The sequence below is a fragment of the Pseudobutyrivibrio sp. genome (genome assembly GCF_017471675.1).
GTDB lineage: Bacteria > Bacillota > Clostridia > Lachnospirales > Lachnospiraceae > Pseudobutyrivibrio.
In genome coordinates, this window is sequence record NZ_JAFUSK010000068.1 from 60,580 (window position 1) to 85,236 (window position 24,657).

The 24,657-nt window shown below is 40.9% G+C and carries 20 protein-coding genes; 18 read left to right on the plus strand and 2 right to left on the minus strand.

The features are described from left to right. The first annotated feature begins 20 nt into the window (after positions 1 to 20). Both IJ535_RS11100 and IJ535_RS11105 read left to right on the plus strand, forming a co-directional pair. Positions 21 to 1,889 (plus strand): glycosyltransferase, encoded by a 1,869-nt coding sequence (locus tag IJ535_RS11100; protein ID WP_294302687.1) that lies wholly within the window; start codon positions 21 to 23, stop codon positions 1,887 to 1,889. 305 nt (positions 1,890 to 2,194) lie between these two features. After that, positions 2,195 to 3,352 (plus strand): CgeB family protein, encoded by a 1,158-nt coding sequence (locus tag IJ535_RS11105; protein ID WP_294302690.1) that lies wholly within the window; start codon positions 2,195 to 2,197, stop codon positions 3,350 to 3,352. Between the two features lie 91 nt (positions 3,353 to 3,443). On the opposite strand, the gene IJ535_RS11110 is transcribed toward IJ535_RS11105, so the two are convergent. Both IJ535_RS11110 and IJ535_RS11115 read right to left on the minus strand, forming a co-directional pair. Then, positions 3,444 to 4,721, minus strand: a complete 1,278-nt coding sequence (locus IJ535_RS11110; RefSeq protein ID WP_294302693.1) for a flagellar capping protein — start codon at positions 4,719 to 4,721, stop codon at positions 3,444 to 3,446. Between the two features lie 176 nt (positions 4,722 to 4,897). Next, positions 4,898 to 6,244 (minus strand): ABC transporter substrate-binding protein, encoded by a 1,347-nt coding sequence (locus IJ535_RS11115; protein ID WP_294302696.1) that lies wholly within the window; start codon positions 6,242 to 6,244, stop codon positions 4,898 to 4,900. Between the two features lie 74 nt (positions 6,245 to 6,318). Here IJ535_RS11115 and IJ535_RS11120 point away from each other — a divergent pair, with 74 nt between their 5' ends. From IJ535_RS11120 to IJ535_RS11195, 16 genes are all read left to right on the plus strand, one after another. Beyond that, positions 6,319 to 7,047: a ComF family protein gene (locus IJ535_RS11120; RefSeq protein ID WP_294302698.1), complete on the plus strand. Its 729-nt coding sequence runs from the start codon at positions 6,319 to 6,321 to the stop codon at positions 7,045 to 7,047. 23 nt (positions 7,048 to 7,070) lie between these two features. Continuing rightward, the gene (locus IJ535_RS11125; RefSeq protein WP_294302701.1) at positions 7,071 to 7,481 is read left to right on the plus strand and encodes a flagellar protein; all 411 of its coding nucleotides are present in this window, start codon (positions 7,071 to 7,073) and stop codon (positions 7,479 to 7,481) included. Between the two features lie 193 nt (positions 7,482 to 7,674). After that, the gene (locus tag IJ535_RS11130; protein ID WP_294302704.1) at positions 7,675 to 8,118 is read left to right on the plus strand and encodes a hypothetical protein; all 444 of its coding nucleotides are present in this window, start codon (positions 7,675 to 7,677) and stop codon (positions 8,116 to 8,118) included. 3 nt (positions 8,119 to 8,121) lie between these two features. Next, positions 8,122 to 9,033 carry a hypothetical protein gene (locus IJ535_RS11135; RefSeq protein WP_294302707.1) on the plus strand — a complete coding sequence of 304 codons (912 nt, stop codon included), beginning with the start codon at positions 8,122 to 8,124 and terminating at the stop codon, positions 9,031 to 9,033. Between the two features lie 30 nt (positions 9,034 to 9,063). Further along, the gene (gene cdaA / locus IJ535_RS11140; protein ID WP_294302710.1) at positions 9,064 to 9,930 is read left to right on the plus strand and encodes a diadenylate cyclase CdaA; all 867 of its coding nucleotides are present in this window, start codon (positions 9,064 to 9,066) and stop codon (positions 9,928 to 9,930) included. A 1-nt stretch (position 9,931) separates the two neighbouring features. After that, the gene (locus IJ535_RS11145) at positions 9,932 to 11,203 is read left to right on the plus strand and encodes a CdaR family protein (protein WP_294302715.1); all 1,272 of its coding nucleotides are present in this window, start codon (positions 9,932 to 9,934) and stop codon (positions 11,201 to 11,203) included. Between the two features lie 8 nt (positions 11,204 to 11,211). Next, a complete protein-coding gene (gene glmM, locus IJ535_RS11150) occupies positions 11,212 to 12,561 on the plus strand; it encodes a phosphoglucosamine mutase (protein ID WP_294302718.1) in 1,350 nt (449 codons plus the stop codon). A gap of 110 nt (positions 12,562 to 12,671) precedes the next feature. Next, the gene (locus IJ535_RS11155) at positions 12,672 to 12,938 is read left to right on the plus strand and encodes an HPr family phosphocarrier protein (protein WP_294302721.1); all 267 of its coding nucleotides are present in this window, start codon (positions 12,672 to 12,674) and stop codon (positions 12,936 to 12,938) included. A 214-nt stretch (positions 12,939 to 13,152) separates the two neighbouring features. Further along, on the plus strand, positions 13,153 to 14,841 hold the full coding sequence (gene leuA, locus IJ535_RS11160; protein ID WP_294302820.1) for a 2-isopropylmalate synthase: 1,689 nt from the start codon (positions 13,153 to 13,155) through the stop codon (positions 14,839 to 14,841). Between the two features lie 14 nt (positions 14,842 to 14,855). Then, positions 14,856 to 15,716, plus strand: coding sequence for a dTDP-4-dehydrorhamnose reductase (gene rfbD, locus IJ535_RS11165; RefSeq protein WP_294302723.1), 861 nt, complete (start codon positions 14,856 to 14,858; stop codon positions 15,714 to 15,716). A 274-nt stretch (positions 15,717 to 15,990) separates the two neighbouring features. Further along, the gene (gene rfbB, locus IJ535_RS11170; protein ID WP_294302726.1) at positions 15,991 to 17,076 is read left to right on the plus strand and encodes a dTDP-glucose 4,6-dehydratase; all 1,086 of its coding nucleotides are present in this window, start codon (positions 15,991 to 15,993) and stop codon (positions 17,074 to 17,076) included. A gap of 125 nt (positions 17,077 to 17,201) precedes the next feature. Continuing rightward, positions 17,202 to 18,323, plus strand: coding sequence for a UDP-galactopyranose mutase (glf, locus tag IJ535_RS11175; RefSeq protein ID WP_294302728.1), 1,122 nt, complete (start codon positions 17,202 to 17,204; stop codon positions 18,321 to 18,323). Positions 18,324 to 18,556: 233 nt separating this feature from the next. Continuing rightward, positions 18,557 to 19,435 (plus strand): glucose-1-phosphate thymidylyltransferase RfbA, encoded by an 879-nt coding sequence (gene rfbA / locus IJ535_RS11180; RefSeq protein ID WP_294302733.1) that lies wholly within the window; start codon positions 18,557 to 18,559, stop codon positions 19,433 to 19,435. Positions 19,436 to 19,691: 256 nt separating this feature from the next. Beyond that, positions 19,692 to 20,273, plus strand: coding sequence for a dTDP-4-dehydrorhamnose 3,5-epimerase (gene rfbC / locus IJ535_RS11185; protein WP_028242343.1), 582 nt, complete (start codon positions 19,692 to 19,694; stop codon positions 20,271 to 20,273). Between the two features lie 33 nt (positions 20,274 to 20,306). Further along, entirely contained in the window at positions 20,307 to 23,222 is a 2,916-nt protein-coding gene (locus IJ535_RS11190; protein WP_294302738.1) for a GH25 family lysozyme, read from the plus strand. A 19-nt stretch (positions 23,223 to 23,241) separates the two neighbouring features. After that, complete coding sequence (locus tag IJ535_RS11195) at positions 23,242 to 24,624, plus strand: exopolysaccharide biosynthesis polyprenyl glycosylphosphotransferase (RefSeq protein WP_294302742.1); 1,383 nt, start codon at positions 23,242 to 23,244, stop codon at positions 24,622 to 24,624. Positions 24,625 to 24,657: the final 33 nt, after the last annotated feature.

The following is a 24,657-nucleotide window of genomic DNA, read 5'->3' on the forward strand; positions in this document are numbered from 1 at the left end:
TGGGGATATGGGGGAAGAGCATGAATAACAAGCCAAAAACAAAGCTACTTACAATTTCACTTCTGTGTTGCGGTAGACCTGATACTACAGAGCGCTGCCTGAAATCGCTTATGCCAATAAGGGAAGCAATCGACTCAGAGATTCAAGTGGTGGATACTGGATGTTCTAAAGAAACAAGGGCAATCATTGAAAAATATGCAGACGAGGTCTTTGAATTCACCTGGTGCAACGATTTTGGCAAGGCAAGAAACTTTCAGCTGGATCAGGCCAACGGCAAGATGTTTTTGTACATTGATGATGATGAATGGTTTTTGGATTGCAAATATATTATCGAATTTTTCAAGGAGCCAGATTGTACCAGCTACAATATTGGTGGCTATTTCCAAAGGAATTATCTGGATTTTGATGGCAGAGAATACCAGGATATTGAGGTTTGCAGAATGTGTTCGGTGACTCCTGAGACCACATTCAAAGGCAAGATTCATGAATATATTGAGCCGGCCTATGGCAATGCAATGTTTATGGATGCCAGGGCAGGGCACTTTGGATATGTACATGTATCTGACGAAGAAAATATAAAGCATTCCATGCGAAACATCCCGCTTATTGAGGAGATGATGGCAGAAGAACCAGACAATATGCGCTGGCCTTATCAACTGGCTCAGGAATGGAAATCCATAAAACGATTTGAGGAAATGCTTAAGGTATGCACCGATGCTTATGAGAAATTGAAGTCCATGGATGATAACGAAAGCCTGCGATACAGAGGTAGCTTCGTGTGTGGCATAGCTATCGCTTATCATCAGATGGATAGGAACGATGAGCTTATTGAGCTTTATGAAAGAGAAGCCAAAAAGCCTGATATTATGGAAATTCCACTGGCCTGCATAGCCTTTTATGCAGCCACTGTATTTTTCAAAACTGAACAGGCACAAAAGTGCAAGGATAGCTGCAATTATTATCTAAAGATATATGAAAAATACAAAGGTGACCAGGGGGCTATGTTTATACAGGGTGGTCTGTTTTCTAATGATTCCTTTGATGAAACTAAATCGAATATGATATATTGCTTCCTTATGGCTATCGGGCTGGAAGAAAACGACTATGGTCCACTGACCCATTATTACAGAAGGATAAACTGGAATTCTGAAATAGTAAGATTGAATCGCGGCTTTGTGGTGACACTTCTTAAGAAAGCTTCTGAAGTGGGCTACAAAAAGGAAATAAGCACTGTATTAAACAAGTTCTTTACAACCGCAGGTTTCAGAGACATGATTGAATATCACATTGAAAATGTGAATGAACACCTAAATGAAGAAGAGCTTAGCAATATTCTAAATGCCTTTAAAGGTACTTCTGGTGAAAAAGAGATAAAACTTTTTATAGGCATCAGAATTCTTGAAAAGCAATTTGCACAGATAGAAGAGTGGGACAGCTACAGCCAGCTTGTAGCAGAGCTTAAAAACTATGCCAACACCACACTTGAATGGCAAGCGCTACATGATTCCTTCTTTAACAAAAAGAATGATGTTAAGCTTCCGGTGGACAGAACCACCATGCTAGGACAGGGCATACTACAATTCCTAGAGCATGCCGATGATGACGTAAAAGAAAGCCTCACTATCCTAAAGAATCTATTTGGAATCAGGCCAGCCATGACAGGGGCCATCAGCAAACTATCAAGACTTTACAGCGAACGCGCCAAAGTAATTAGCGCTCGCCAGCAAAACCCCGAAAAGTTCGCGGAAATGTACAACCTGGAGGAGGCTCTACTTCACCAAATCGCCGACTTAGATGCCACAGGCCACACCGAAGAAGCCATCTCCACCTACCGCCAACTGGTGGACGTGCTACAGGCTAGCTTTGGGGTAGATACTTTGCACATATAATAAATAATACGACGGCATCCAAGTGTGACCTGCTCCCGCAGGGCACCCTCCATGCCTAACCATGGGAGCCCGCCGGCGTGGGCACCCACCCATGGTCAGGCATGGCGCCCCCCTGCTCGCGCCTGCCTAGGTTAAGTAGCCGTCTTAGTTTTAGATGAGCTGGTATAACAGCATCACATCCTTGGCGAGTGCGAGGAAGAGGGCCCCATACCGAGCGAGGACCTACTGGACCGGAGTGAAAGTATGGGAGATGGCTTCCGGGAGCACGGAAACCTACGAGGCTGTTATACCAGCGGGGTAAAAATATGAGAAAGATCTTAATGTATCGCTGGAAGGCGTACAACTACAAGGATATAAAGTTTACCTTTGAGAAGATGGGGTACGAGGTTAAGGAGGTCTACCAGGAGCTTCTTAATTATGATGTGGATGAGGAGTTTGCGGCTAGGCTTAGGGGGATTATTAAGGCGGAGGTGTTTGACTTCGTATTTACGGTAAATTATTTTCCGCTGATTTCTAATGTATGCCAGGAGTGTGGCTTGCTTTATGTGTGTTGGAGCTGCGATAATCCGCTGATTTCTATGTATCATAAGTCGGTGTTTAATGATGTGAATCGCATTTTTCTGTTTGACCTTACCAATGTGGAAGAGTTTAAGGGGATGGGGGTAGAGCATGTGTACCATCTTCCGCTGGCGGTGAACCAAGAGAGACTGGATTATCTGTTTGCAAATAGCAAGGATGAAGAGATTTATCGTAATGATATTAGCTTTGTGGGTTCACTTTACGAGAAGAATTCCTACGATAAGATGGAATATACCCTGCCAGATTATTTGCGAGGTTATTTTGAAGCTACCATGGAGGCTCAACGAGACCTTCAGGGGGTTAACATCATAGATAGAATGCTTACTCCAGAGATACTGATGGAGCTAGAAAATTATTTTGAATTAGAAAAATCAGAGGATTCTCTGTCTGATTTAAATTTAATATTTTCAGTAACAACTCTGGGATTTAAGATTGCAGAAAAGCAGCGAAGAAGGATATTAATAGACCTATCTAAGCATCATAATGTAAGTATTTATTCCAATTCCAGAACCACTGACTTAATACGAGTTAATGATAAGGGAAGCGTGGATTATTGGAGCGAGATGCCTTTGGTTTTCAAAAACTCTAAGATAAATCTGAACATCACTATTCCAAATATTAAAAGCGGGGTGCCACTTCGTGTTTACGATATCTTAGGAAGCGGTGGCTTTTGCCTTACTAATTTCCAGGCGGAGCTGCCAATGCAGTTTGAAAATGAGAAGCATTTGGTGTGGTATTACAGTAACGAAGACCTCTACGAAAAGGCTGCCTACTACCTATCCCATGACAGTGAGCGGCTCGCCATCGTCGCAGCAGGAAGAGAATATGTAGCTACACAGTGTACCTATGAACGTAGATTGGAGGAAATAATAAAAAAGGCTTAATCGGGAAGACGCACCCATTGTGATTGCCTGCGGCAAATGGGGTGCGTCGTGGCAAACAAAATGACTCAATCATTCGATTGAGCCATTTTATTTACAAGCCATAATTCACCATCATACCTGAATAAGCACTAGTTGCATAAGGTGCAGCCAGAGACTTTCCAGGATTCTTGTATTCTACAACGGCCTTGTCTACATAAGCCATTGGATTAATTGACGCCTTAGAGGCTGCTCTTGAAATAGAAGCCTTTAGCTCATTAAGGGTGTCGAAAGCGCCTCTGCTATCGATTCCATTTATTGTATCAGCCAAGGTATCTTTATCAAGAGTAAGGTGACCTAAGCTGTCTGATGTAATGCCTACCTGTGCAAGTCCATCAGCCTGATTTCGTGCAATAGAAGAAATCTCGTTAAATAAGGTTCGATTCTGGTGGGCACCATTGTATTTAAGTCCGATATCAATCATTCCATTGTAGCTGTCTAATAGCTGGTTGATTCCTTTGGAAAGGGCTTCAGTGTCGTTCATCAATCCAACCTGAACCGCACCTGTTGATGGAGCCTTAAGAACCAACTCATAAGTCTTGTTAACAGTAAATGTATTAGAAAGTGATTCGTGGGCATTGCCATTTAGTTTAAAGCTGGAATTAGATGGCTGCTGTGTAATATTATCTATACCCAAGGTGTTAAGCTCACGCCATGATATAGAAGAAGAAATATTAAACAGCGAATTCTCATCATCAACCTTTCCAGTTGCCTTAGAAGTAATCTGGATTGCCTTAGAACCTGTTCTATCGTCAGAAATAAGCATAGCGCTAAGTCCAACATCAGAGGTGTTGAGCAATCTGACAATCTTGTTCTGGACGTTAAGATTGGCTTCACCCTTGTTAACATTAAACTGGAACTCGTAGGAATGATTTCTGATGTCCAAATCAAATGAATATTGACCTTCAGCAAAATCATGCCCTTCACTAGGTAAGAAATTACCGGTGTTAACCTGTGGTTTGGCTAGCTCCTCTACCTCGATAGTAAATGGATCTGCAACTGAATCATCATCACCTACATAAAGAGCCTCTACTGAATCTGGCTGCGAAGATGAAGCAATCCTCTTGTCCAATACAGATGAAATATCCTCCCCGGCGGAAGAAAGATTAGATACTGAAAGAGCCATAGAATTAGCATGCTCTTTAATATCAATGGCAAACTGACCCATATCCTCGGTGTCCTTAATCTTATACAGAGGAGAATCTTTGTTGGCTTTGACTATTTTATTGTACGTGTCGCGTAATTCGCTCTTTTTATGAGATTCGTAACGATTGCCTATGTTGTCGCCATAGGTAGTCATGAAATAATTATACGCAGTATCAATGCGTGCCATAAGACGCCCCTCCTTTCTTCCTTGAAATTAGTGCCTTCGACAATCCTTTGTCTATGCCAGGGCCTAGAAACCGATACTTATAGTTACTATCATAATACCATAAGTCAAGTATTTTGAAAACCCCCTAGATTTAGTAACGTTGTCAGATAACTTTACCAAAATCTAGGGGGTTACTATTAATTAAATGAGAATCGTGTTGTATTGCTACCGTATTTATAGGTAGATAAAAATTCTTCAAATTCATTAAAGGACTTAGGAAATTCTAAGTCAAACTTCTTAGCAATTTCGCCGTTGTACAGCTTAATACATTCATCAGTATCGCCATAGCCTATTTTAATAGTAGCGATATCGTCGCCATTAAATACTCTCACAGCCTTCTTTCCAGCTGAATAGCCAAGGGAATAAGGATCCATGAAAAGAGTAACAAGTGAATTCTGCCCGATGTTAGTGTCACCAGCTACAACTACCACATCCTGCTCAGTTGCAATAGAACCTATAATAGACATTTGGTCTGTAAGCATGCTTTCGTATGGAACATAGATGGCTGAGCATTCGCTGCAGGCTTCTTTAATTCTATCTTCCAAAGTGATTTCTGATTCAATATCAGTGGAATCCTTTTGAGAGTCGTCTTCATCTTCAGAAGAATCTTCTTCTGCATCATCAGATGAGGCAGCCACTGTCTTAGGGCCAGTCCAAAAATCTGAAATAAGAGCAACTCTAGTAGATGATGGTGAATTCAAACCAAACAGTGGATCTTCACCAAGACCGATAACCTCGTTGTCCATACCCTCTTTTGCAGAAAAAGCAACGTATTTGCTAGGGCTGAGAGCAGTAGAGCTCTCTTCCTTATCACTACTTACGGCAGTGTTGGTGGCTGGAATTAAATATTCCTTCCATGGAATACCAGCCTGATCAAGATAAGCTTCAAAAATTTCGTTTTGATAGATGGCATCAGTATCTTCTGGTGAAAAAAGGATGCCGACAGTCTGCAAATCCTTAGTGGCTTCTATCATAAGTGAAACCTGGTCAACGATGCTTGGCTTACTGCTTACGCCAGTGATGTTACGGCCTGTGGTCTTGTCCCAGGATTTACCATTGAGACTGGCGATACGAAGAGTTCCCTTAAAATCAACAATGTTAGTTGCAACAATTGGAATGGTCTCGGTAGCATCTGCAGCAGCAGAAAGAGCAGATTTACCAGTGGTGAAAATCATATCGGCACCACTTTTGACTGCATCAGCTGCTATAACATCGCTAGGAGTCTCCTCTGTAGCATAGGCTGTGTTAATAGTGAAGTGGTCATCCCCAATATAATCTGTAAGGGCATCTGAAAATCCTTGTAAAAGAATTTCGTCCATCTTATTGTCTTTTGATAAAAGTGCTGATATATTATATGAATATGAATCTTCAGTAGATTCCTCGCTAGTGTCGTTTTCAGGCTCAGTCTCAGTCTTTCCAGCACAAGCGCTTAAGGATAGACACAAGCTTGCCGCTAATATTATACTTAAAAATCTTTTTTTCATAGGTATTCCTTTCAACGATTCAGTTACTAAATAATAGTTTGTTATCCCAAATTAGTCAAATAGGAGTATTAATAATGAATCATTTTATAAAAGGTATTATAGACTCTCTTATAGAGTTATTATACCCAAACAAATGTATATCTTGCGATAAAGTTTTATTGAAAATAGAAAAAGAAGTAGGGTTTTGCAAAGCCTGCGCTAAGAAAATTAAACTGGTAGGTCCACATTATTGTTTGAAATGTGGCGTGCCAGTAGATAATAATGAAGAGCATTGTAAAAGCTGCAATAGCACCAGTAATTTCTTTGTTCAGAACAAGGCTATATTCAGATATACCGGGGAAATGAAGAATGCCATGTATCGCTTCAAATATGCTAACAGAAGATGCTATGGAAAGGTGTTTGCTTATCATGCCATAAAAAATTATGGAAGCTGGATTAAAGAAAAGGGATTCGATGCAATTGTGCCTGTTCCTATGTATGATAAAAAAGAGAAAAAGCGAGGCTATAATCAGGCCAAGGTATTTGCAGATGCATTAAGTGAGGTTACAAACATACCAGTTGCAGATGGAATTGTTGGACGAAAAGCAGATACTGTGGCGATGAAACAGTTAAATAGGCTAAAAAGAACGAAAAATCTGTTAAAAGCTTTCACAATGGTAAAAAATGATGTACAATTTAGAAAAGTACTTATAGTTGATGATATTTATACAACTGGTTCAACTTTGAATGAGGTGTCCAGAGTTTTAAAGGATGGGGGAGTAAAAGAAGTCTATGGCCTGTGCATCTGCATTGGTCAGCTATAGTAGCTAGTCAGGAGGTATTATCTATGGATGTACGTAATTGCAGAACTTGTGGTAGATTATTCAACTATATTGGTGGACCACCTAATATGTGTCCAGCCTGTCGTGATGAACTTGAGAAGAAGTTTCAGGTTGTAAAGGAATACATCAGAGATAATCCTAAAGCTTCTATACAGCAGATTTCCGATGATAATGAAGTAACAACAAATCAGATTCTTCAGTGGATTAGAGAGGAAAGGCTACAGTTTACAGATGATTCTGACATTGGAATCGAGTGCGAAAATTGTGGTGCAACTATAAAAACAGGCCGTTTCTGCGAGAACTGTAAGAATACTATGGCTAGTAATTTGAGCTCAGCTATAGAAAAACCAAAGGAACCAGAACCACCAAAGAAGAAGCCTGAGAACAAGAATAAGATGCGTTTCTTAGAAAAATAATAAATGTATAAATTAAAATACCTGCTAGCAAAAGCTAGTAGGTATTTCTTTTTGTGGGTGATTTATGCTATACTCATTCTGTATGATTAGGTAGGTTTTACTTAAACATCAATTATAAGTAGATCTGGCATTGCCAGATACGCCTTAGTATAAATGCAAAGCCTAGTCAAATACCTACAAAAGAGGTCAACACATGATTAATGAAGAACGTGTTAAACACATGACTTCTATGGCTATATTTGAAAAGGAATATGGTCCGGATTATCAGCCGATGCTCAGATACTCCAAAAAGGAGTATGTGGCACTCCATGGATGGGGAGGCTTTCTTGCAGGTACAATATTCTTTGGCATTATTTATGTTGCCATAGTGTTATATATTGCAGGTAATGTACTTGAAAACATTACAACTATGTACATTTTGCTAATGGTATTAGCCGGGCTTTTGGCGTATGCTCTATATATTATTGTGCATGTACACAACACCCGTCGCAGGGCTGCCAAGCAATACCGTAGGGGCAAAAGGCTTATTAAGGAGCTGGCTTCTAAGTATTCAAGGCTTAACCTTATGTATGAGGATGAGGTGCAGCAGACCAAACCATTACTTGCTAGAAACAACAAAGATTTACTTGAGGATTAATTGATGAACGCATTTATTAGATTAAGAGACGATATACGTAAGTTTATACTCTCTAGAGAGATGCTATTTTTAAAAATATGGAGTGCTTTAGTGGCTTTTGTAGGCCTTATTTGTATAAAGGCTAATTTTGGCTACAACAAAACCATCAGTCAAACATGGCTACTTATTATAATTGCAATCTTATGTGCGTTTTTCCCAATTCAGGGAGTATCCATAGTGCTTACAGTTATATTGCTAGTGGATTTGCTATCTCTTAGCACTGAGGCGGCTATAGTTGCCCTTGCTCTTGTAGTGGCATCTTATTTGGTGTGCGCTTATTTTAGAAGCAAGAATACATATAACACAGTAGTAGTGCCTATTTGCTATTCATTCCATTCGCCTTTTGTTATTTCTCTTGGCGCTGGGCTTCTTTCTAATATTAATGAGCTTTGCAGTGTTATCTGCGGTTCTATCACAGCATACTACTTACATATTATTAAGGATAATGCGGCAGCTATTATAGATGAAACATCAGATGTGTCAGTTGTGGCGCTGCTTAATGAACAGATGCTTAAGGGCAGGATGTTTTACTTTTTCCTTGTATCTATGATAGCTATGTTTTTGATTGTTTACATGCTTCGTCAGTCCAATATTAACATGTCATGGATAGTTGCTAATCTGGCAGGTGTGATAGTGGAATTTCTTATTATGCTTGTTGGCTATTTACTTACCAGTCAAAAGGGCGAGATACCAGGTCTTGTTCTTGGTAACATTATCGTAATCATTGTTGGAATAATACTTAATTACTTTATCTTGGATTTGGACTACTCAAGAATAGAAAAGGTTCAGTTTGAAGATGATGATTATTACTACTATGTAACTGCGGTTCCTAAAATCAGAATCGTAGAGGAAGAAAAAGAAGTTAAGAAAATATAAACCCCTTTAGGGTAGTTAGGAAGTGAATCTGTGGTTGATTTCGTGAATGCTGTAGATGCCTTCATCGATGACTATTTCAATGTAAATATTCCAGATGTTTCCATCACAGATATTATTGAGATTATCATAATTACATATTTTATGTATCACCTGTTAGTGTGGGTGAAAAACAGCAGAGTTTGGATGCTTATTAGAGGTGTTCTTATTATCATGCTGTTTTTTGTGATTGCAGCTATCTTCCAAATGAACACTATCCTTTGGTTGGGCGAAAGACTGATTTCAGTAGCGGTTACAGTGCTTATTGTGGTGTTCCAGCCAGAGCTTCGTAGGGCACTGGAGCAGATTGGACGAAGAAAGATTACATCAATGTTTTCTTGGAATCTGCTGAAAACGGGGGCTAAGAAGTTTGATGATTCTACCATCACAGGTATGGTTACAGCCTGCTATGAAATGGGAGCAGTAAAGACAGGCGCTCTTATTGTTGTTGAAAATGATATGCAGCTGACTGAATTCGAGAGAACAGGTATCAGCCTGGATGCTCTTGTAACAAGACAGCTTCTAATAAATATTTTTGAGAAAAACACACCTTTGCATGATGGTGCTGTAATAGTTAGAGGAGATAGAGTGGTTTCGGCTACCTGCTATTTACCTTTATCTGATAACATGGCGCTATCTAAGGATTTGGGAACCAGACACAGGGCTGCAGTTGGTATTAGTGAGGTTTCTGATTCTCTTACAATCGTTGTTTCCGAGGAGACTGGTACAGTTTCTTATGCAAGAGAGGGACGCATTGTTAGAGATGTAAAAGAAGACGAATTGATTGCAGAGCTTAAACGAATCCAAAATCCTGACACAGAAGAATCAGCTGGCGTAGGTGCGGCGGAAAAGGAGGGATAGTATGAAGCAGAAGATTATTACAGCCCTCACAAAGGACGTCGGATTAAAGATACTTGCATTTATATTTGCATTTTTGCTATGGCTGGTGGTTGTCAATATTGATGACCCAACCCAGACCAGGACATTCACATCGGTTGTTACAGTTACCAATGGGGATGTGCTTAAATCTGCTGGTAAGCTATATGAAATAAAGGATGGAATCAATACAGTCAGCTTCAGAGTTACTGCTAAGCGTTCCATTATTGAAAAGCTTTCCCCTTCAGATTTTTCAGCTGTTGCTGATATGAACAATCTGGAAAATGAGGAGAGAATTCCTGTAACAATAGCGGCAAAGTCTTACGCTAATTACATCACTATTTCCAGCAAGCAGAATTATTTGTATGTTGTACTTGAGGATGAGAAGACTCAGAGGTTTGTTGTTAGCGCACAAACTACAGGTACTGTAGAAGAAGGACTTGCGGTTGATACTGTTACCAGCAGTCCAACTGTGCTTACAGTTACAGGTCCAGAAGATGTGGTTTCTACCATCAGTTCGGTGGTTGCTACAGCTAATATTAGCGGGGTAACAAGCAACTTTACAGAGAGTGTAATACCTAAGTTTTATACAGAACGAGGAGATGAGGTAGATGCCAAAGAGCTTACTCTTTCGGTGTCAACGATATCAGTGAGTGTCTCTTTCCTGAATACTAAAGCGGTAGATGTAGTTGTTAAAACAAGCGGAACACTTCCGGAAGGTTTAACACTTGATTCTATAAAGACTGATCCATCATCAGTAATGATTATAGGTGAAACTAGTGCTCTTAATGATGTCACCAGCGTCACCATTCCAGAGTCGGTAATCAACCTATCCGATGTGACAGGTTCGTTTATCACCACAGTAGATATTAGTTCTTATCTGCCTACGGGAGTTACCCTGGCGGATAGTTCTAGTGCAAAGGTTACCATAACAGTACTGATGGCAGGGGAAACCTCCTCTACCTTAGATGTAACTGCAGAAAATATAGAGTTTAGAAACGTTCCTGAGGGAATGTCGGTAGCTCTTAATAGCAGTGATGTTAAGGTAAATGTATTTGGCAGTGAAGCAGAGCTGGATGCTCTTAAGACAAAAGGTGTAAAAGGCTATGTGGACTGTTCTGGAATTGCTGTTGGCGAATCGCAAAATGCTGTTTTACAGTTTGAAAATATTGAAGGAGTCACCATTCAAAATACATCGGTGACAGTAAATGTAACCGAGGATGATTCTAAAACATCCCACGCTACAGAGGATAATTAAGGAGTAATATGGGAAGATTATTTGGAACAGACGGAGTCAGAGGTGTAGCTGGCTCAGAACTTACAATCGAGCTTGCTAAGCAGTTAGGCCAGGCAGGTGCTTATGTACTTACAAAGGAAGCAAGCCATCAGCCTACTATTATCGTAGGATGTGACACTAGAATTTCAGGAACAATGCTTGCATCTGCGCTTATGAGTGGTATCTGCTCAGTTGGTGCAAATGCTGTATATGTAGGTGTTCTTCCAACGCCTGCAATTGCTTATCTTACTAGAAAGCACAAGGTTGATGCTGGTGTAGTTATTTCTGCTAGCCACAACCCAATGGAATTTAATGGAATTAAGTTCTTCAATGGAGAGGGCTTTAAGCTTTCAGATGCATTAGAGGACGAGATTCAGGCTCTTATCGAAAATGATATGAAGGAGGTTAATCTTCCTACGGGAGCAGAAATAGGAAAGATTGATTACAGATTCGATCTTGGAAGAGAGTATGTAGATTTCCTTAAGAACACAGTGCCTATCGACCTTTCAGGGCTTAAGATTGTTATTGACTGTGCAGAGGGCGCTTCTTACAGAACAAGCGTTGCTTGCCTTTCAGAGATGGGTGCAGAGCTTATTACAATCCATAACAATCCTGATGGAACTAACATCAATTCTAACTGCGGAAGCACTCACATGGATGAGCTTAGAGCTAGAGTAGTTGCTGAGAATGCACAGGTTGGTCTCGCTTTTGATGGTGATGCAGATAGAATGCTTGCAGTAGATGAAAAGGGACGCCTTGTAGATGGTGACCAGGTAATGGCTATCTGTGCTAAGCACATGAAGGATAAGGGAACTCTTAAGAAGAATACCTGCGTTGTTACTGTAATGACTAACCTTGGCTTTACACTTATGGCTAAGGAGCAGGGCATTAATGTAGAGTCTACAAAGGTTGGCGATAGATATGTATTAGAGAACATGCTTGCAAATGGCTACAATATCGGTGGCGAGCAGAGTGGTCATGTTATCTTTTTAGATGACAATACTACAGGTGATGGACTTTTATCAGCACTTCATTTATTGCGTGTTATGGTAGAAACCGGCAAGTCACTTTCAGAGCTTGCATCTATCATGGAAGTATTGCCACAGGCTCTTGTTAATGCAAAGGTTCCTAATCATAAGAAAGAGAGCTACATGGAGTACCCTGAAATTGCAAAGGCAATCGAAGCTTTGGGCGAGAAGTTTGCCGGAGAAGGACGCGTGCTTATTCGTCCGTCAGGTACAGAGCCATTGGTTCGTGTTATGATTGAAGGCAAGAATCAGGAAGAAATCGAGGCAGACGCCCACGCGCTCGCCGACTTGATTACTAAGACAATTTTATAAAGTATATTCAAATCCAGTTAACAATCTTTTTTGTTCTGTAAGGAACATCTAGTGACTGAAAGAACAAAATAGATTGTGAACGTAGGATTTGTCTCAGACTAGGATTAGATATGGTTTCAAAGAAAGTAAAAATAGTTAATGCGACGGGATTGCATCTGAGACCAGCAGGGGTCTTATGTGAAACCGCCATGAAATATAAATGTAAAATAACCTTCACAACAGATAATAACTACGAGGCAAATGCTAAATCAGTTCTCGGCGTGCTTGGTGCCTGTGTTAAATCAGGAGACGAAATCGTTATCCACTGTGAAGGTGAAGATGAAAACGAAGCCCTTGCTGATATGGTATCGTCCATTGAAAGCGGATTAGGCGAGTAATCGTAATGAGGAAGTAACCTTGTATTAAGGTTAATTCATAGACAAAAAAGTAGCTTGATTTTATAAGTTGATAAATAGGTTGTAGCTAACAAGCTATTATAATTCTAAAGCGGAGCTTTTTATGCGGAGCGTAGAATTCATAATGCTTGTGAGCGTAACAACCGAGAGATGCACTAGGTAAATCAAGCGAGAGAAAAGACTAGGAGGAAGAATGATGTTGAACTACAAGAGATACAAAGCTAACCCTGTTTTGGATTTTCCAGAGCGTACATGGCCAAACAAGCAGATTGAAAAAGCTCCAATTTGGTGTTCAGTAGATCTACGAGATGGCAATCAAGCACTGGTTGAACCTATGAACGTTGATGAAAAAATGGAACTTTTCGACCTCCTACTAAAGCTAGGCTTCAAAGAAATTGAGATTGGCTTCCCTGCTGCAAGCCAGATAGAATTTGATTTTTTAAGACAACTTGTTAAGGAAAACAAAATCCCTTCAGATGTAAAGGTGCAGGTACTTTCACAGTGCCGTGAGGAATTAATCGACCGTACATTTGAGGCAATCCAGGGCATTCCAAATGTTGTTTTCCATATTTACAATTCTACATCTACATTACAAAGAGATGTTGTATTCAAGGCCGATAAGGAAGAAATCATCGAGATTGCCAAGGCTGGAACCCAGATGGTAAAGGATAGATTGGATAGATACGATGGCAATCTTCAGCTTGAATATTCACCAGAATCCTTCACAGGAACTGAGGTGGATTTTGCACTTGAGATTTGTACAGCAGTGCAGGACACATGGGATAATGCAACAGATGCACCTATTATATTTAATTTACCTGCAACTGTTGAAATGAATACACCTAATGTTTACGCAGACCAGATAGAATGGATGAGCACACATTTTAAGGACAGAGATAATATCATCCTTTCAATACATCCACATAATGATAGAGGTACAGGCGTTGCTATTACAGAGCTTGGCTTACTTGCTGGAGCAGACCGTGTAGAGGGTACTCTTCTTGGTAATGGCGAGCGTACAGGTAATGTAGATATTCTTACAATCGCTTACAACATGTTCTCACAGGGAATCAACCCTGAGCTTAATATCGAGGATATTAAGGAAATAGTTGAGGTTTGTGAGCGAGTTACAAAGATGCCAACAGACGCAAGACATCCTTATGCAGGAGAGCTTGTGTTTACAGCATTCTCAGGTTCACACCAGGATGCTATTAATAAGGGTGTGGCGGCTATGAGAGAACGCCAGAACCCATATTGGGAAGTACCATATCTTCCAATTGACCCTGCAGATATTGGTAGAAAGTACGAGCCAGTTGTTCGTATTAACAGCCAGTCTGGTAAGGGTGGTGTTGCATTTGTTATGGATTCTGTATATGGCTACAAGCTTCCAAAGAAGATGCAGCGTGAGTTTGCTGATGTTATTCAGCGTATATCTGAAAAAGATGGTGGCGAGGTTACACCTCAGCGCATTATGGAAGCCTTCAAGACAGCTTATCTTGAAAACAAGCAGCCACTTACACTTGAGTATGTTGTTATCAAGGATGATAAGGATACTGACGATACAGTTGCTGTTCTTGATTTCAGCTATCATGGTGAGAAGTTCCATTCAGAGGCTGAAGGAAACGGACCTATCGATGCTGTTAAGCTTGCTATTAAGCAGTGCGTACCAGAGCTTGATTTCACACTTATCGATTACACCGAGCATACACTTGCTCAGTCACAGGGCTCAGGTGCAAAGGCGGCAGCATATATCGAAATGCGTGACGAACGTCATGGCAATACAACATTCGGTGTTGGCGTAAGCTCTAACATCACCCGTGCTTCAATTAGAGGTATGTTCAGTGCATACAATCGCCTGATTGCAAAGGCAAAGGATTATGTATAAAAGGAAGTATTAAAATGAGAAAAATTTTAGTGACTGGCTGCAATGGTCAGCTTGGTCGTGCCATTCAGAAGGAATATGGCAATGAAGTAGAGTTTATTTTGACTGATGTTGCCACAGGGGAAAACATTTTACCCCTCAACATCATGGATTTGGATGAAGTGCTAAGCTTCGTTGAAGACAAGCAGCCAGATGTAATCATCAACTGCGCAGCTGCTACAAATGTAGATGGCTGCGAGAAGGACTGGGATTTTGCTTATAAGCTTAACGCACTTGGTCCTAGAAACTTGGCTATTGCAGCTACAAAGGTAGGCGCAAAGCTAGTTCATGTCAGCACAGATTACGTTTTCCCTGGCAACGCAACAAAGCCTATCACAGAATTTGACCAGCCAGCACCAATCAGTGCTTATGGTAAGACCAAGTATGAGGGTGAGAAGTTTGTACAGCAGTTTGCAGATAAGTGGTTCATCGTTCGTACAGCATGGCTATACGGCGATGGCAAAAACTTTGTAAAGACTATGCTTAGCCTTGCAGAGACTCATGATGAGCTTTCTGTAGTATGCGACCAACTTGGTTCTCCAACATCAGCAGCCGAGCTTGCTAGAATGATTCATCATTTAGAGCCAACTGAAAACTATGGAGTGTTCCACGGTACCTGCGAAGGCGATACCAACTGGGCTGATTTCACAGAAGAAATCTTTAAGCTTAAGGGTATTAATGTAAAGGTTAATCACGTAACTAGCGAGGAATATAAACGCATGAATCCAGCTAGTGCAGATAGACCTCACTATAGCATCCTAGACAACTACATGCTTCGTCTCACCACAGACTACCGCATGGCCGACTGGCACGACGCCCTCCGCGAATACCTAGCGTAGGACGTAATCGCTATACTTCGTACCAGCGGAAATATCGTTTTAAATAAATTAATCGTCAACCTTAATAATTCTTAAGAATTATTATTAGAAATATAGGTTATAGTAAATATAGCTTTTTCTTTCGTTAACTTGATAGGCGCGAGCAGGGGAGTGCCATGCCGAGCATGGTGGGGACCCACGCCGGCGGGGAGGCCCCATGCGAAGGTATGGAGGGTGCCCTGCGGGAGCTTAGAAAAAGTAAATTAGAAAAAGCGTAGGTTAAGGAGAAAAAAATATGAGAACATATTTAGTTACAGGTGGAGCTGGATTCATTGGCTCAAACTACATTCATTACATGTTTAAGAAGTACGATAACGAAATCCGCATTATCAATGTTGATAAGCTTACTTATGCAGGTAACCTTGAGAACCTTAAGGATATCGAAAACCGCGATAACTATACATTTGTTAAGGCCGACATCTGCGATAAGGAAGCCATCCGCAAGATTTTTGCTGAGAACGATATTGATAGAGTTGTTCATTTTGCAGCAGAGTCTCACGTTGATCGTTCTATTAAGGACCCTGAGGTTTTCGTTCAGACAAACGTACTTGGAACAGCTGTAATGCTTAACTGTGCAAAGGAAGCATGGGAGCTTCCTGATGGTACATTTAAGGAAGGCAAGAAGTTCCTTCACGTATCTACAGATGAAGTTTACGGTTCTCTTCCAGATGATGAGAATGCCTTTTTCTATGAGACAACTCCATACGATCCACATTCACCATACTCAGCTTCAAAGGCTAGTTCAGATATGCTTGTAAAGGCTTATATGGATACATATAAGTTCCCTGCAAATATTACAAACTGCTCTAATAACTATGGCCCTTACCAGTTCCCTGAGAAGCTTATTCCACTAATCATCAATAATGCACTTCACGGCAAGGATCTTCCTGTATACGGCGATGGTAAGAACGTTCGTGACTGGTTATTCGTAGAGGACCATGCTAAGGGAATCGATATGGTTCAGGAAAAGGGTAAGCTTTTTGAGACATACAATATCGGTGGACATAACGAAAAGCAGAATATTGAAATCATCCACATCATCCTTGATACACTTCAGGATATGCTTCCAGAGGATGATGAGCGTCAGAAGCTTGTATCTGAGGACCTTATCAAGTATGTAGCAGATAGAAAGGGACATGACCGTCGTTACGCTATCGCTCCAGATAAGATTAAGGCCGAGGTAGGCTGGGAGCCAGAGACATGCTTCGAGGAAGGTATCAAGAAGACAATCGAGTGGTTCTTCGAGCATGAGGATTGGATGAATAACGTAACATCCGGCGACTACCAGAAATACTATAACGACATGTACGAAGGAAAATAGCGTAACAGTAATAGAAAATGCTTAAGTAGGCTGTAGCTGACAAAAATTATGATTCTAAAGGAAGACATGTTAGTCGACCGTAGAATTATAATGTTTGTCGGCGTAACAGCCGGGAGAACAACTACATGAAAAAATACGACTACTTAGTGGTGGGCGCAGGCCTATTTGGCGCAGTATTCTCGTACGAAGCCATGAAACGAGGCAAATCCGTTTTAGTAATCGACCGCCGCGACCACATTGCAGGAAATATATATACAAAGGAAGAGGATGGCATTAATGTACATGTTTACGGTGCCCATATCTTCCACACAAGCGATAAGAAAATCTGGGAGTACATGAATCAGTTCGCTGAATTCAATAATTACATTAACTCCCCAGTTGCAGTATATGGTGATGAGCTTTACAATCTTCCATTTAACATGAATACATTTTCAAAGATGTGGGGGATTAAGACTCCAGCAGAGGCAAAGGCTAAGATTGCTGAGCAGATTAAAGAGCTGAATATCACTGAGCCAAAGAATTTGGAAGAACAGGCTCTTTCATTAGTTGGTACTGATGTTTACGAAAAGCTTATCAAGGGCTACACACAAAAGCAGTGGGGTCGTCCATGTGATGAGCTTCCAGCATTCATCATCAAGAGATTGCCACTTAGATTTACATACGATAACAACTACTTTAATGATAGATTCCAGGGCATCCCAATGGGTGGATACACTCAGATTGTAGAGAAGATGCTAAAGGGTGCCGACGTGGTACTTAGCCAGGATTATTTTGAACTTGCTAAGTCAGGAAAGCTTTCTGATGGTAGTGAAGTTGCTTGGGATAAGCTGGTATTTACAGGTCAGATCGATGAGTATTACGATAGCTGCTATGGCCCACTTGAGTATCGTTCAGTTCGCTTTGAAACTGAAAAGCTTGATTGCGATAATTATCAGGGCAATGCCGTAGTTAACTACACTGCAGCAGATGTGCCATACACTCGTATTATCGAGCATAAGCACTTTGAATTTGGTACACAGCCTACCACAATCATTTCCAAGGAATATTCATCTGAATGGCAGCCAGGCGTAGAGCCTTACTACCCAGTAAATAACGACAAAAACAATGCCGTTTACGCTAAATACGCTGCTAAGGCATCCGATGAAAAGAACGTAATCTTCGGCGGCCGCCTAGGCCAATACAAATACTACGACATGGACAAAGTCGTAGCCGCCGCCCTAGCCGTGGTAGCAGAAGAATTTGCATAAATAAATTTATTATTTAAATAGGCAGCACAAAAACTATAGAGCAAAGATTCATGAAGTGATTTTATTCTTTTTAGAGGCCTTCTTTTTCACTCGTTACTTAGATGGTCTCGTAGAGAGCATCTTATGTAACGTAAGTAGAAAAAGCAGAGCGAAAGCGTGCCGAAAAAGAGAATAAAATCAGTGAATGAAGATTTGTGCATAGACTAAATTGCTGCCGTATTTAGGAGGAAAATATGAAGGGTATTATTTTAGCAGGTGGTTCAGGTACAAGACTTTATCCACTTACAAAGGCTATCAGCAAGCAGATTATGCCAATCTACGATAAACCAATGATTTATTATCCATTGTCTACTTTGATGCTTGCCGGTATCCGCGAGGTACTTATAATTTCTACACCAAGAGATCTTCCAGTATTTAAGGAATTGCTTGGTGACGGTAGCCAGCTTGGCATGGACATTCAGTATGCAATTCAGGAGGCTCCAAACGGCCTTGCTGAGGCATTTATTATTGGTGCTGATTTCATCGGAAAGGATGCAGTAGCACTTGTACTTGGCGATAATATTTTTTATGGTCAGTCATTCTCAAAGGTTCTTCTTTCAGCTGCAAACCGTACTGAGAACGAGCCAGGGGCTACAATCTTTGGTTACTATGTACGTGACCCAAGAGAGTATGGTGTAGTAGAGTTCGATGAAAATGGTGTTGCAATTTTTATCGAAGAAAAGCCAGCACAGCCTAAGAGTAATTACGCTGTTCCAGGTCTTTATTTCTACGATAATTCAGTTGTAGAGATTGCAAAGACTATCAAGCCATCAGCACGTGGTGAGCTTGAAATCACTGCTGTTAATAACGAATATCTTAACCGTGGCAACCTCCATGTAGAGACACTTGGCCGTGGTTTTGCATGGCTTGATACAGGAAACCATGATATGCTTCTTGCTGCTGCCGAATTCGTCAGCACATTCCAAAAGCGCCAGGGTATGTACGTATCATGTATCGAAGAAATCGCTTACAAGCGTGGCTTCATCAATAAGGACCAGCTTCTTAAGCTCGCTGAGCCCCTCATGAAAACCGACTACGGCAAATACCTGGTAGACGTAGCCAACGGACTATAAAACGTCCCACCGCCTAAACGGTCACCGCAGATGACTGTCGTGGTGGAGATAAGATTAATATTTTGTAAAACTAAAGAGCAAAATTCGAGTGCAGATAATTATATTGAATTAACAGACCTTTAGGACCCATCCCTACTTAGATGGTGCGTTAGCAGCATCTTACGTAGGGCAATGAGGGCCGCAAGAGCGAAAGCGTGTCAGTTAATCAATATAATTAGCTGTATGAAGAATTTTGAACATAGAGTAGAGGTTAGAAATGGCAATTACAGTAGAGAAAAATGTAAATGGAATAGAGGGCTTATGTGTTATCACTCCTAAGGTGTTTGGTGATGACCGAGGCTACTTTATGGAAACATATAATGAGAATGATATGAAGGCTGAAGGCTTAGATTATGAGTTTGTGCAGGATAATCAGTCAGCTTCAAAGAAGGGTGTACTTCGTGGTCTTCATTTTCAGAAGAACTTCCCACAGGATAAGCTTGTTAGAGTTATCTCTGGCGAGGTTTACGATGTGGCAGTGGATTTGCGTGAGGGTTCAAAGACTTTTGGCCAGCACTATGGAATTCTTCTTTCAGCTGAGAATAAAAAGCAGTTCATGATTCCAAAAGGATTTGCACATGGATTCTTAGTTGTTAGCGATTATGCAGAGTTCTGCTATAAGGTTACTGATTTTTATCATCCAAATGATGAGGGCGGTCTCATGTTTAATGACCCTGATATCAATGTACAGTGGCCTATTCCAGAGGGAATGACAGAGGCAGATTTAATCCTTTCTGATAAGGATAAGGTAAATGCTTCTTTCAAAGATTATTGTAAAGAGCACAATATGACAGTTTAGTTTTAGCTTGAATAAAGGGAGATGTATTAAAAAATGAATGGAATATGGGAGACAATTAAGTTCTTCATTGCAAGTCATAAGGTGGCCAGTATTGCGGTAGCAAGTGTGGTTGGCGTGTCTGCAGTGGGTGCAGGCGGATATGGAATCTATAATCTTGTGACTGCAGATGACGCAGCAGCGGTAGTCACCGTGGAGGATGATTATCAGGCTGAGGACGTATATATCCCAGAATTTAAAAATGTAGTAATCACAAGCGAGTCTTTGGAAAAGGATTTGACTGTGTATATTTCTGATGTTAATGACAATCCTGTTGCAGGCGTGCCATTCCAGGTGAAGCTTCTTACAAAGGAGGCTGCTGAGGGATTGCAGTCTTATGTGGATGCAATCAAAGATTTGGATGGTCAGATAGCAGAGTATACCAAGGATTATGCTGATATGGATATTTCGGCTGAGGAATCTTCTGCTGCGGATGATTCATCAGCAGGTGCAGATAGCAGCGATAGCAATGCGCTTCCTGTTGATGGAGATGGCATTGATTTTGATAAGCTTAAGGAGCAGCAGGATAAAAAGCGTGCAGCACATGAGGCTGAGGAAAATGCTAAGGCTGCTGAAAAGTCGGAAGCTTCTACAGAGGAATCTTCTGAAAGCGAAGAGACAGAGGCCAAAGGCGAGCAAGAAGCTATTGATGCATCAGAGCTTCCAAGTGATTCAGCAAAGATTACTAAGATTCTCCAGGACAGAAATGTTGATGTCACTGTAACAGATAAGGATGGAAATGTAATCGAGACACAGCATGGCGATATCAGTTCTGATCCTTTATATACACTTTGCCTTGATAAGGAGACAGCGGTTCAGTCTTATGCAGTGGCTCTTAAGGAGGCAGAGGGAACAGTTTACACAGATGATGACGAAGATGGTGTTATCTCTGAGACTGACATGGAACCAGGTGAGTATGTTCTTTGCTTACTCAATGATGTTGATTCCCAGGTTTGTTACGAGCCTACCAACTATTCTACAGAGGCAGAGGTAAAGGATAAGGTAGAGTTTAAGGTTCAAAAGGAAATCACTAAGCAGATTAAAAAGGATAATGCTGCCGAGGATGGACAGAAGAAGGAAAAGGTACCTGTAGAGGAGACACTTAAGGATACAGTTGAGTTTGTTGAATCTAGGAAGGTAGAAAATGGTCATTCTGCAAAGTCTACAACTGATGTAGTAGCACCTAAGACAACTGCAAAGGCCAGCAAGGCCACACTAAAGACAGATAAAGGCTTGCTAACAAGAAAGCATATATTAAAGGCTGCTACACCTGATAAGTTTAAGATTACTATCAACTATGAATTACGAGGCACAGATGACAAGGTCGTAAAGACTGTAGCCATCGAAAATGCCAAGGAATATGCAAAGGATGCTACTATTTCCCATACAGCACCTGATACATACAAAGATGGAGAAGTAACTTATAAGAAGGTTTCAGGCCCATCGCCAGCATTCGAAAAGGTTACAAAGGATGCTACTTATACATTTGTGTATAGGGCTGAAAAGAAGGAAGAGACTAAGCCTGCTGATACACCAAATCCAGAAGAGCCAAAGAAGGAAGAGGAAAAGCCTGAAAATCCTGCGCCTTCAGAAGAGAATAAAGACAGTAAAGATGATAGCAAGGGACAAGGCGATTCAGATAATAGTGGCGAGGGCCAGGGTGACCAAGGCGAAGGTGGTTCCGATAATGGTGGAGAAACTGGAGACAAAACAAGCTATCGCGCCCGCGGTGCAGTAGCAGTTAAGTTCAACATCAAGGACAAGCTTCTTGCGGCAAAGATTAGAAGAATCATTGCTACAAACGCTACTACAGGTGCTAAGGAAGAGACTGCATCTATCGACATCTCTTACAAAGAAGGTGTATTTACAGTAAATGCTACAGCAGGTGCTCTTGCAAAGCTTACTGTAAATGGAGCAGATGTTGCAATTAAGGATTCCAAGACAGCTACATTTGCTGCAACAAAGGATGGAGATTATGCATTCGTAGCAACTCCAAAATGGAGCGACAATGTAGGAGCTACAGATAGTGAATTATTAAAGGCAACATTTAGTGTCTCTGGTTTTGGTACTGCTACAACAGATCAGCTTAAGGACAAGGAAGGAAACTTATTGTTCTTAGATGAAGGTCTTACAAAGCCAGCCACTGCAGCAGATTATCAGGCAGGTAAGGCTTATTACTACAAGGCTGCAACATATACATATTATGGATGGCAGTCAATTGATGGAAATACATTCTACTTCGATAAGAATGGTAACAAGGTAACAGGCTCTCAGGTAATTCAGGGAGTTCAGTATGATTTCGGTGCTGATGGAGTGCTCATCGTAAAGGGCAACGGAATCGACGTTTCAAAATATCAGGGTAACATCGATTGGAAGGCGGCAAAATCAGCAGTAAACTTTGCAATCATCAGATGTGGTTATCGTGGTATGTATGATGGACAGCTACATGAGGACCCATATTTCTATAAGAATATGTCTGGTGCCAAGGCAGCTGGAATCAACGTAGGTGTTTACATCTACTCAACAGCTCTTAATGAGGCCGAGGCTGTACAGGAAGCTTCTATGGCAGTTGCCATGGCAGGCCGCGCAGGTGGATGCTCATATCCAATCTATTTGGATATGGAGGATACTGTAAGAGGACAGAGCAAGCTTTCAGTAGAACAGAGAATGGCTATTGTAAATGCATTCTGTTCAACAGTTCAGTCATCAGGCTACAAGGCAGGCTTGTACTGCAGCAAGAACTGGATGACAGCTAGAATGAATGCTAGCGCAATTCCTGGTTCATGTAGTATTTGGATTGCCCAATATAATACATCATGCACATATTCAGGTAGAAAGAATATGTGGCAGTATTCTAGCAAGGGTTCTGTTCCTGGAATCAAGGGTCATGTGGATATGAATAAGAGCTTTTAATCAAAGGTCAAATATGCTTATGAATAATACAAATACAAATATTGAAACTCAAAAAAAGATATTTAGATTTGCAAGCAGCGTGGTATTAGTCACTGTACTAGCCACGCTCTTTGGCGTTATGTGGTACGAGCAATTTAGAATGATGATGCCACTGTTCTTCTTAACTATTGGTAACTATTTGATGATAGGACTATACACAGTTCTTAGCATTCTTGTTATCAACACCTTTAAGGGATTTAGCATAGGAAGTGGCAGAATATCAATTCTTTGCATGTCGCAGGCCATAGCGATGGGGCTTGTGAATATGTTGGAGTTTGTAATCCTTCTTTTGATGACACGTATAAAAGCGTTGGTATGGATTATGCTTGCATATATGCTTGCTCTTACAGTGATTGATGCTTTTGCAGTATTTCTTGTGACCTATCTTAGTACTAAGATTTACAGGGGAATCTTCCCACCATTTTCTATCTTAAACATTTATGGTGAGTACGAAAATGACTTGGTTTTCAAGATGAATCGTAGAGCTGACAAGTATCGTATTACTGGTGAAATGAGTTGCCGCGAGCCCCTTGAGAAGATTACAAATGAGCTAAAGAATTATGATGCAGTGCTTATTAATGATGTACCATCAGAGATTCGTAATGATATTGTAAAGGCATGCTTTGCAACAGATAAGCGAGTTTATTTCACACCAAAGATTTCAGATATTCTTATTAAGGGCTCAGAAGAGGTAAATCTTTTTGATACCCCTCTTTATCTATGTAAGAATGTTGGAATGGATGCTATTTCTGCAGCAGTTAAAAGAATTGGTGATATTGTTATTTCCGGGTTTGGAATTATACTTACATCTCCAATTATGATAATAACAGCTATACTTATCCACACATACGATGGCGGTCCTGTATTTTATAAACAAACCAGATGCACCATTGGTGGAAAAGAATACAAGATTATGAAATTCCGTTCTATGATTACTGATGCTGAAAAGGACGGTAAGGCTCGCCTTGCCAGTGTTAATGACGACAGAATCACTCCAATAGGACACTTTATCCGTGCTACTCGTATTGATGAGTTGCCACAGTTTTTCAATATCCTTAAGGGGGAAATGTCCTTTGTAGGGCCTCGTCCAGAGCGTCCTGAAATCATAGCAGAATACGTGAAGGAAGTGCCAGAGTTTGCATTTCGTACACACGTTAAGGCTGGTCTTACAGGCTATGCACAGGTTTACGGCAAGTACAACACTACCAGCTACGACAAGCTTAAGCTTGATATGATTTATTGTGAGAAATGTTCAGTGTTACTGGATATCCAACTTATCCTTATGACTCTTCGTGTAATCTTTACTAAGGACGCCACTGAAGGCGTAGCCGAAGGGGAGACTAACGCAAACGTACATAAGTAATGACGGTGGCCTGGAGTCTGTTACGGTAACGAA

What these genes read in the sequence shown, in the direction of transcription:
- IJ535_RS11100 (WP_294302687.1), top strand. Translation starts at nt 21, where the DNA reads ATGAATAACAAGCCAAAAACAAAGCTACTTACAATTTCACTTCTGTGT.
- IJ535_RS11105 (WP_294302690.1), top strand. Translation starts at nt 2,195, where the DNA reads ATGAGAAAGATCTTAATGTATCGCTGGAAGGCGTACAACTACAAGGAT.
- IJ535_RS11110 (WP_294302693.1), bottom strand. Translation starts at nt 4,721, where the DNA reads ATGGCACGCATTGATACTGCGTATAATTATTTCATGACTACCTATGGC.
- IJ535_RS11115 (WP_294302696.1), bottom strand. Translation starts at nt 6,244, where the DNA reads ATGAAAAAAAGATTTTTAAGTATAATATTAGCGGCAAGCTTGTGTCTA.
- IJ535_RS11120 (WP_294302698.1), top strand. Translation starts at nt 6,319, where the DNA reads ATGAATCATTTTATAAAAGGTATTATAGACTCTCTTATAGAGTTATTA.
- IJ535_RS11125 (WP_294302701.1), top strand. Translation starts at nt 7,071, where the DNA reads ATGGATGTACGTAATTGCAGAACTTGTGGTAGATTATTCAACTATATT.
- IJ535_RS11130 (WP_294302704.1), top strand. Translation starts at nt 7,675, where the DNA reads ATGATTAATGAAGAACGTGTTAAACACATGACTTCTATGGCTATATTT.
- IJ535_RS11135 (WP_294302707.1), top strand. Translation starts at nt 8,122, where the DNA reads ATGAACGCATTTATTAGATTAAGAGACGATATACGTAAGTTTATACTC.
- IJ535_RS11145 (WP_294302715.1), top strand. Translation starts at nt 9,932, where the DNA reads ATGAAGCAGAAGATTATTACAGCCCTCACAAAGGACGTCGGATTAAAG.
- glmM (WP_294302718.1), top strand. Translation starts at nt 11,212, where the DNA reads ATGGGAAGATTATTTGGAACAGACGGAGTCAGAGGTGTAGCTGGCTCA.
- IJ535_RS11155 (WP_294302721.1), top strand. Translation starts at nt 12,672, where the DNA reads ATGGTTTCAAAGAAAGTAAAAATAGTTAATGCGACGGGATTGCATCTG.
- leuA (WP_294302820.1), top strand. Translation starts at nt 13,153, where the DNA reads ATGTTGAACTACAAGAGATACAAAGCTAACCCTGTTTTGGATTTTCCA.
- rfbD (WP_294302723.1), top strand. Translation starts at nt 14,856, where the DNA reads ATGAGAAAAATTTTAGTGACTGGCTGCAATGGTCAGCTTGGTCGTGCC.
- rfbB (WP_294302726.1), top strand. Translation starts at nt 15,991, where the DNA reads ATGAGAACATATTTAGTTACAGGTGGAGCTGGATTCATTGGCTCAAAC.
- glf (WP_294302728.1), top strand. Translation starts at nt 17,202, where the DNA reads ATGAAAAAATACGACTACTTAGTGGTGGGCGCAGGCCTATTTGGCGCA.
- rfbA (WP_294302733.1), top strand. Translation starts at nt 18,557, where the DNA reads ATGAAGGGTATTATTTTAGCAGGTGGTTCAGGTACAAGACTTTATCCA.
- rfbC (WP_028242343.1), top strand. Translation starts at nt 19,692, where the DNA reads ATGGCAATTACAGTAGAGAAAAATGTAAATGGAATAGAGGGCTTATGT.
- IJ535_RS11190 (WP_294302738.1), top strand. Translation starts at nt 20,307, where the DNA reads ATGAATGGAATATGGGAGACAATTAAGTTCTTCATTGCAAGTCATAAG.
- IJ535_RS11195 (WP_294302742.1), top strand. Translation starts at nt 23,242, where the DNA reads ATGAATAATACAAATACAAATATTGAAACTCAAAAAAAGATATTTAGA.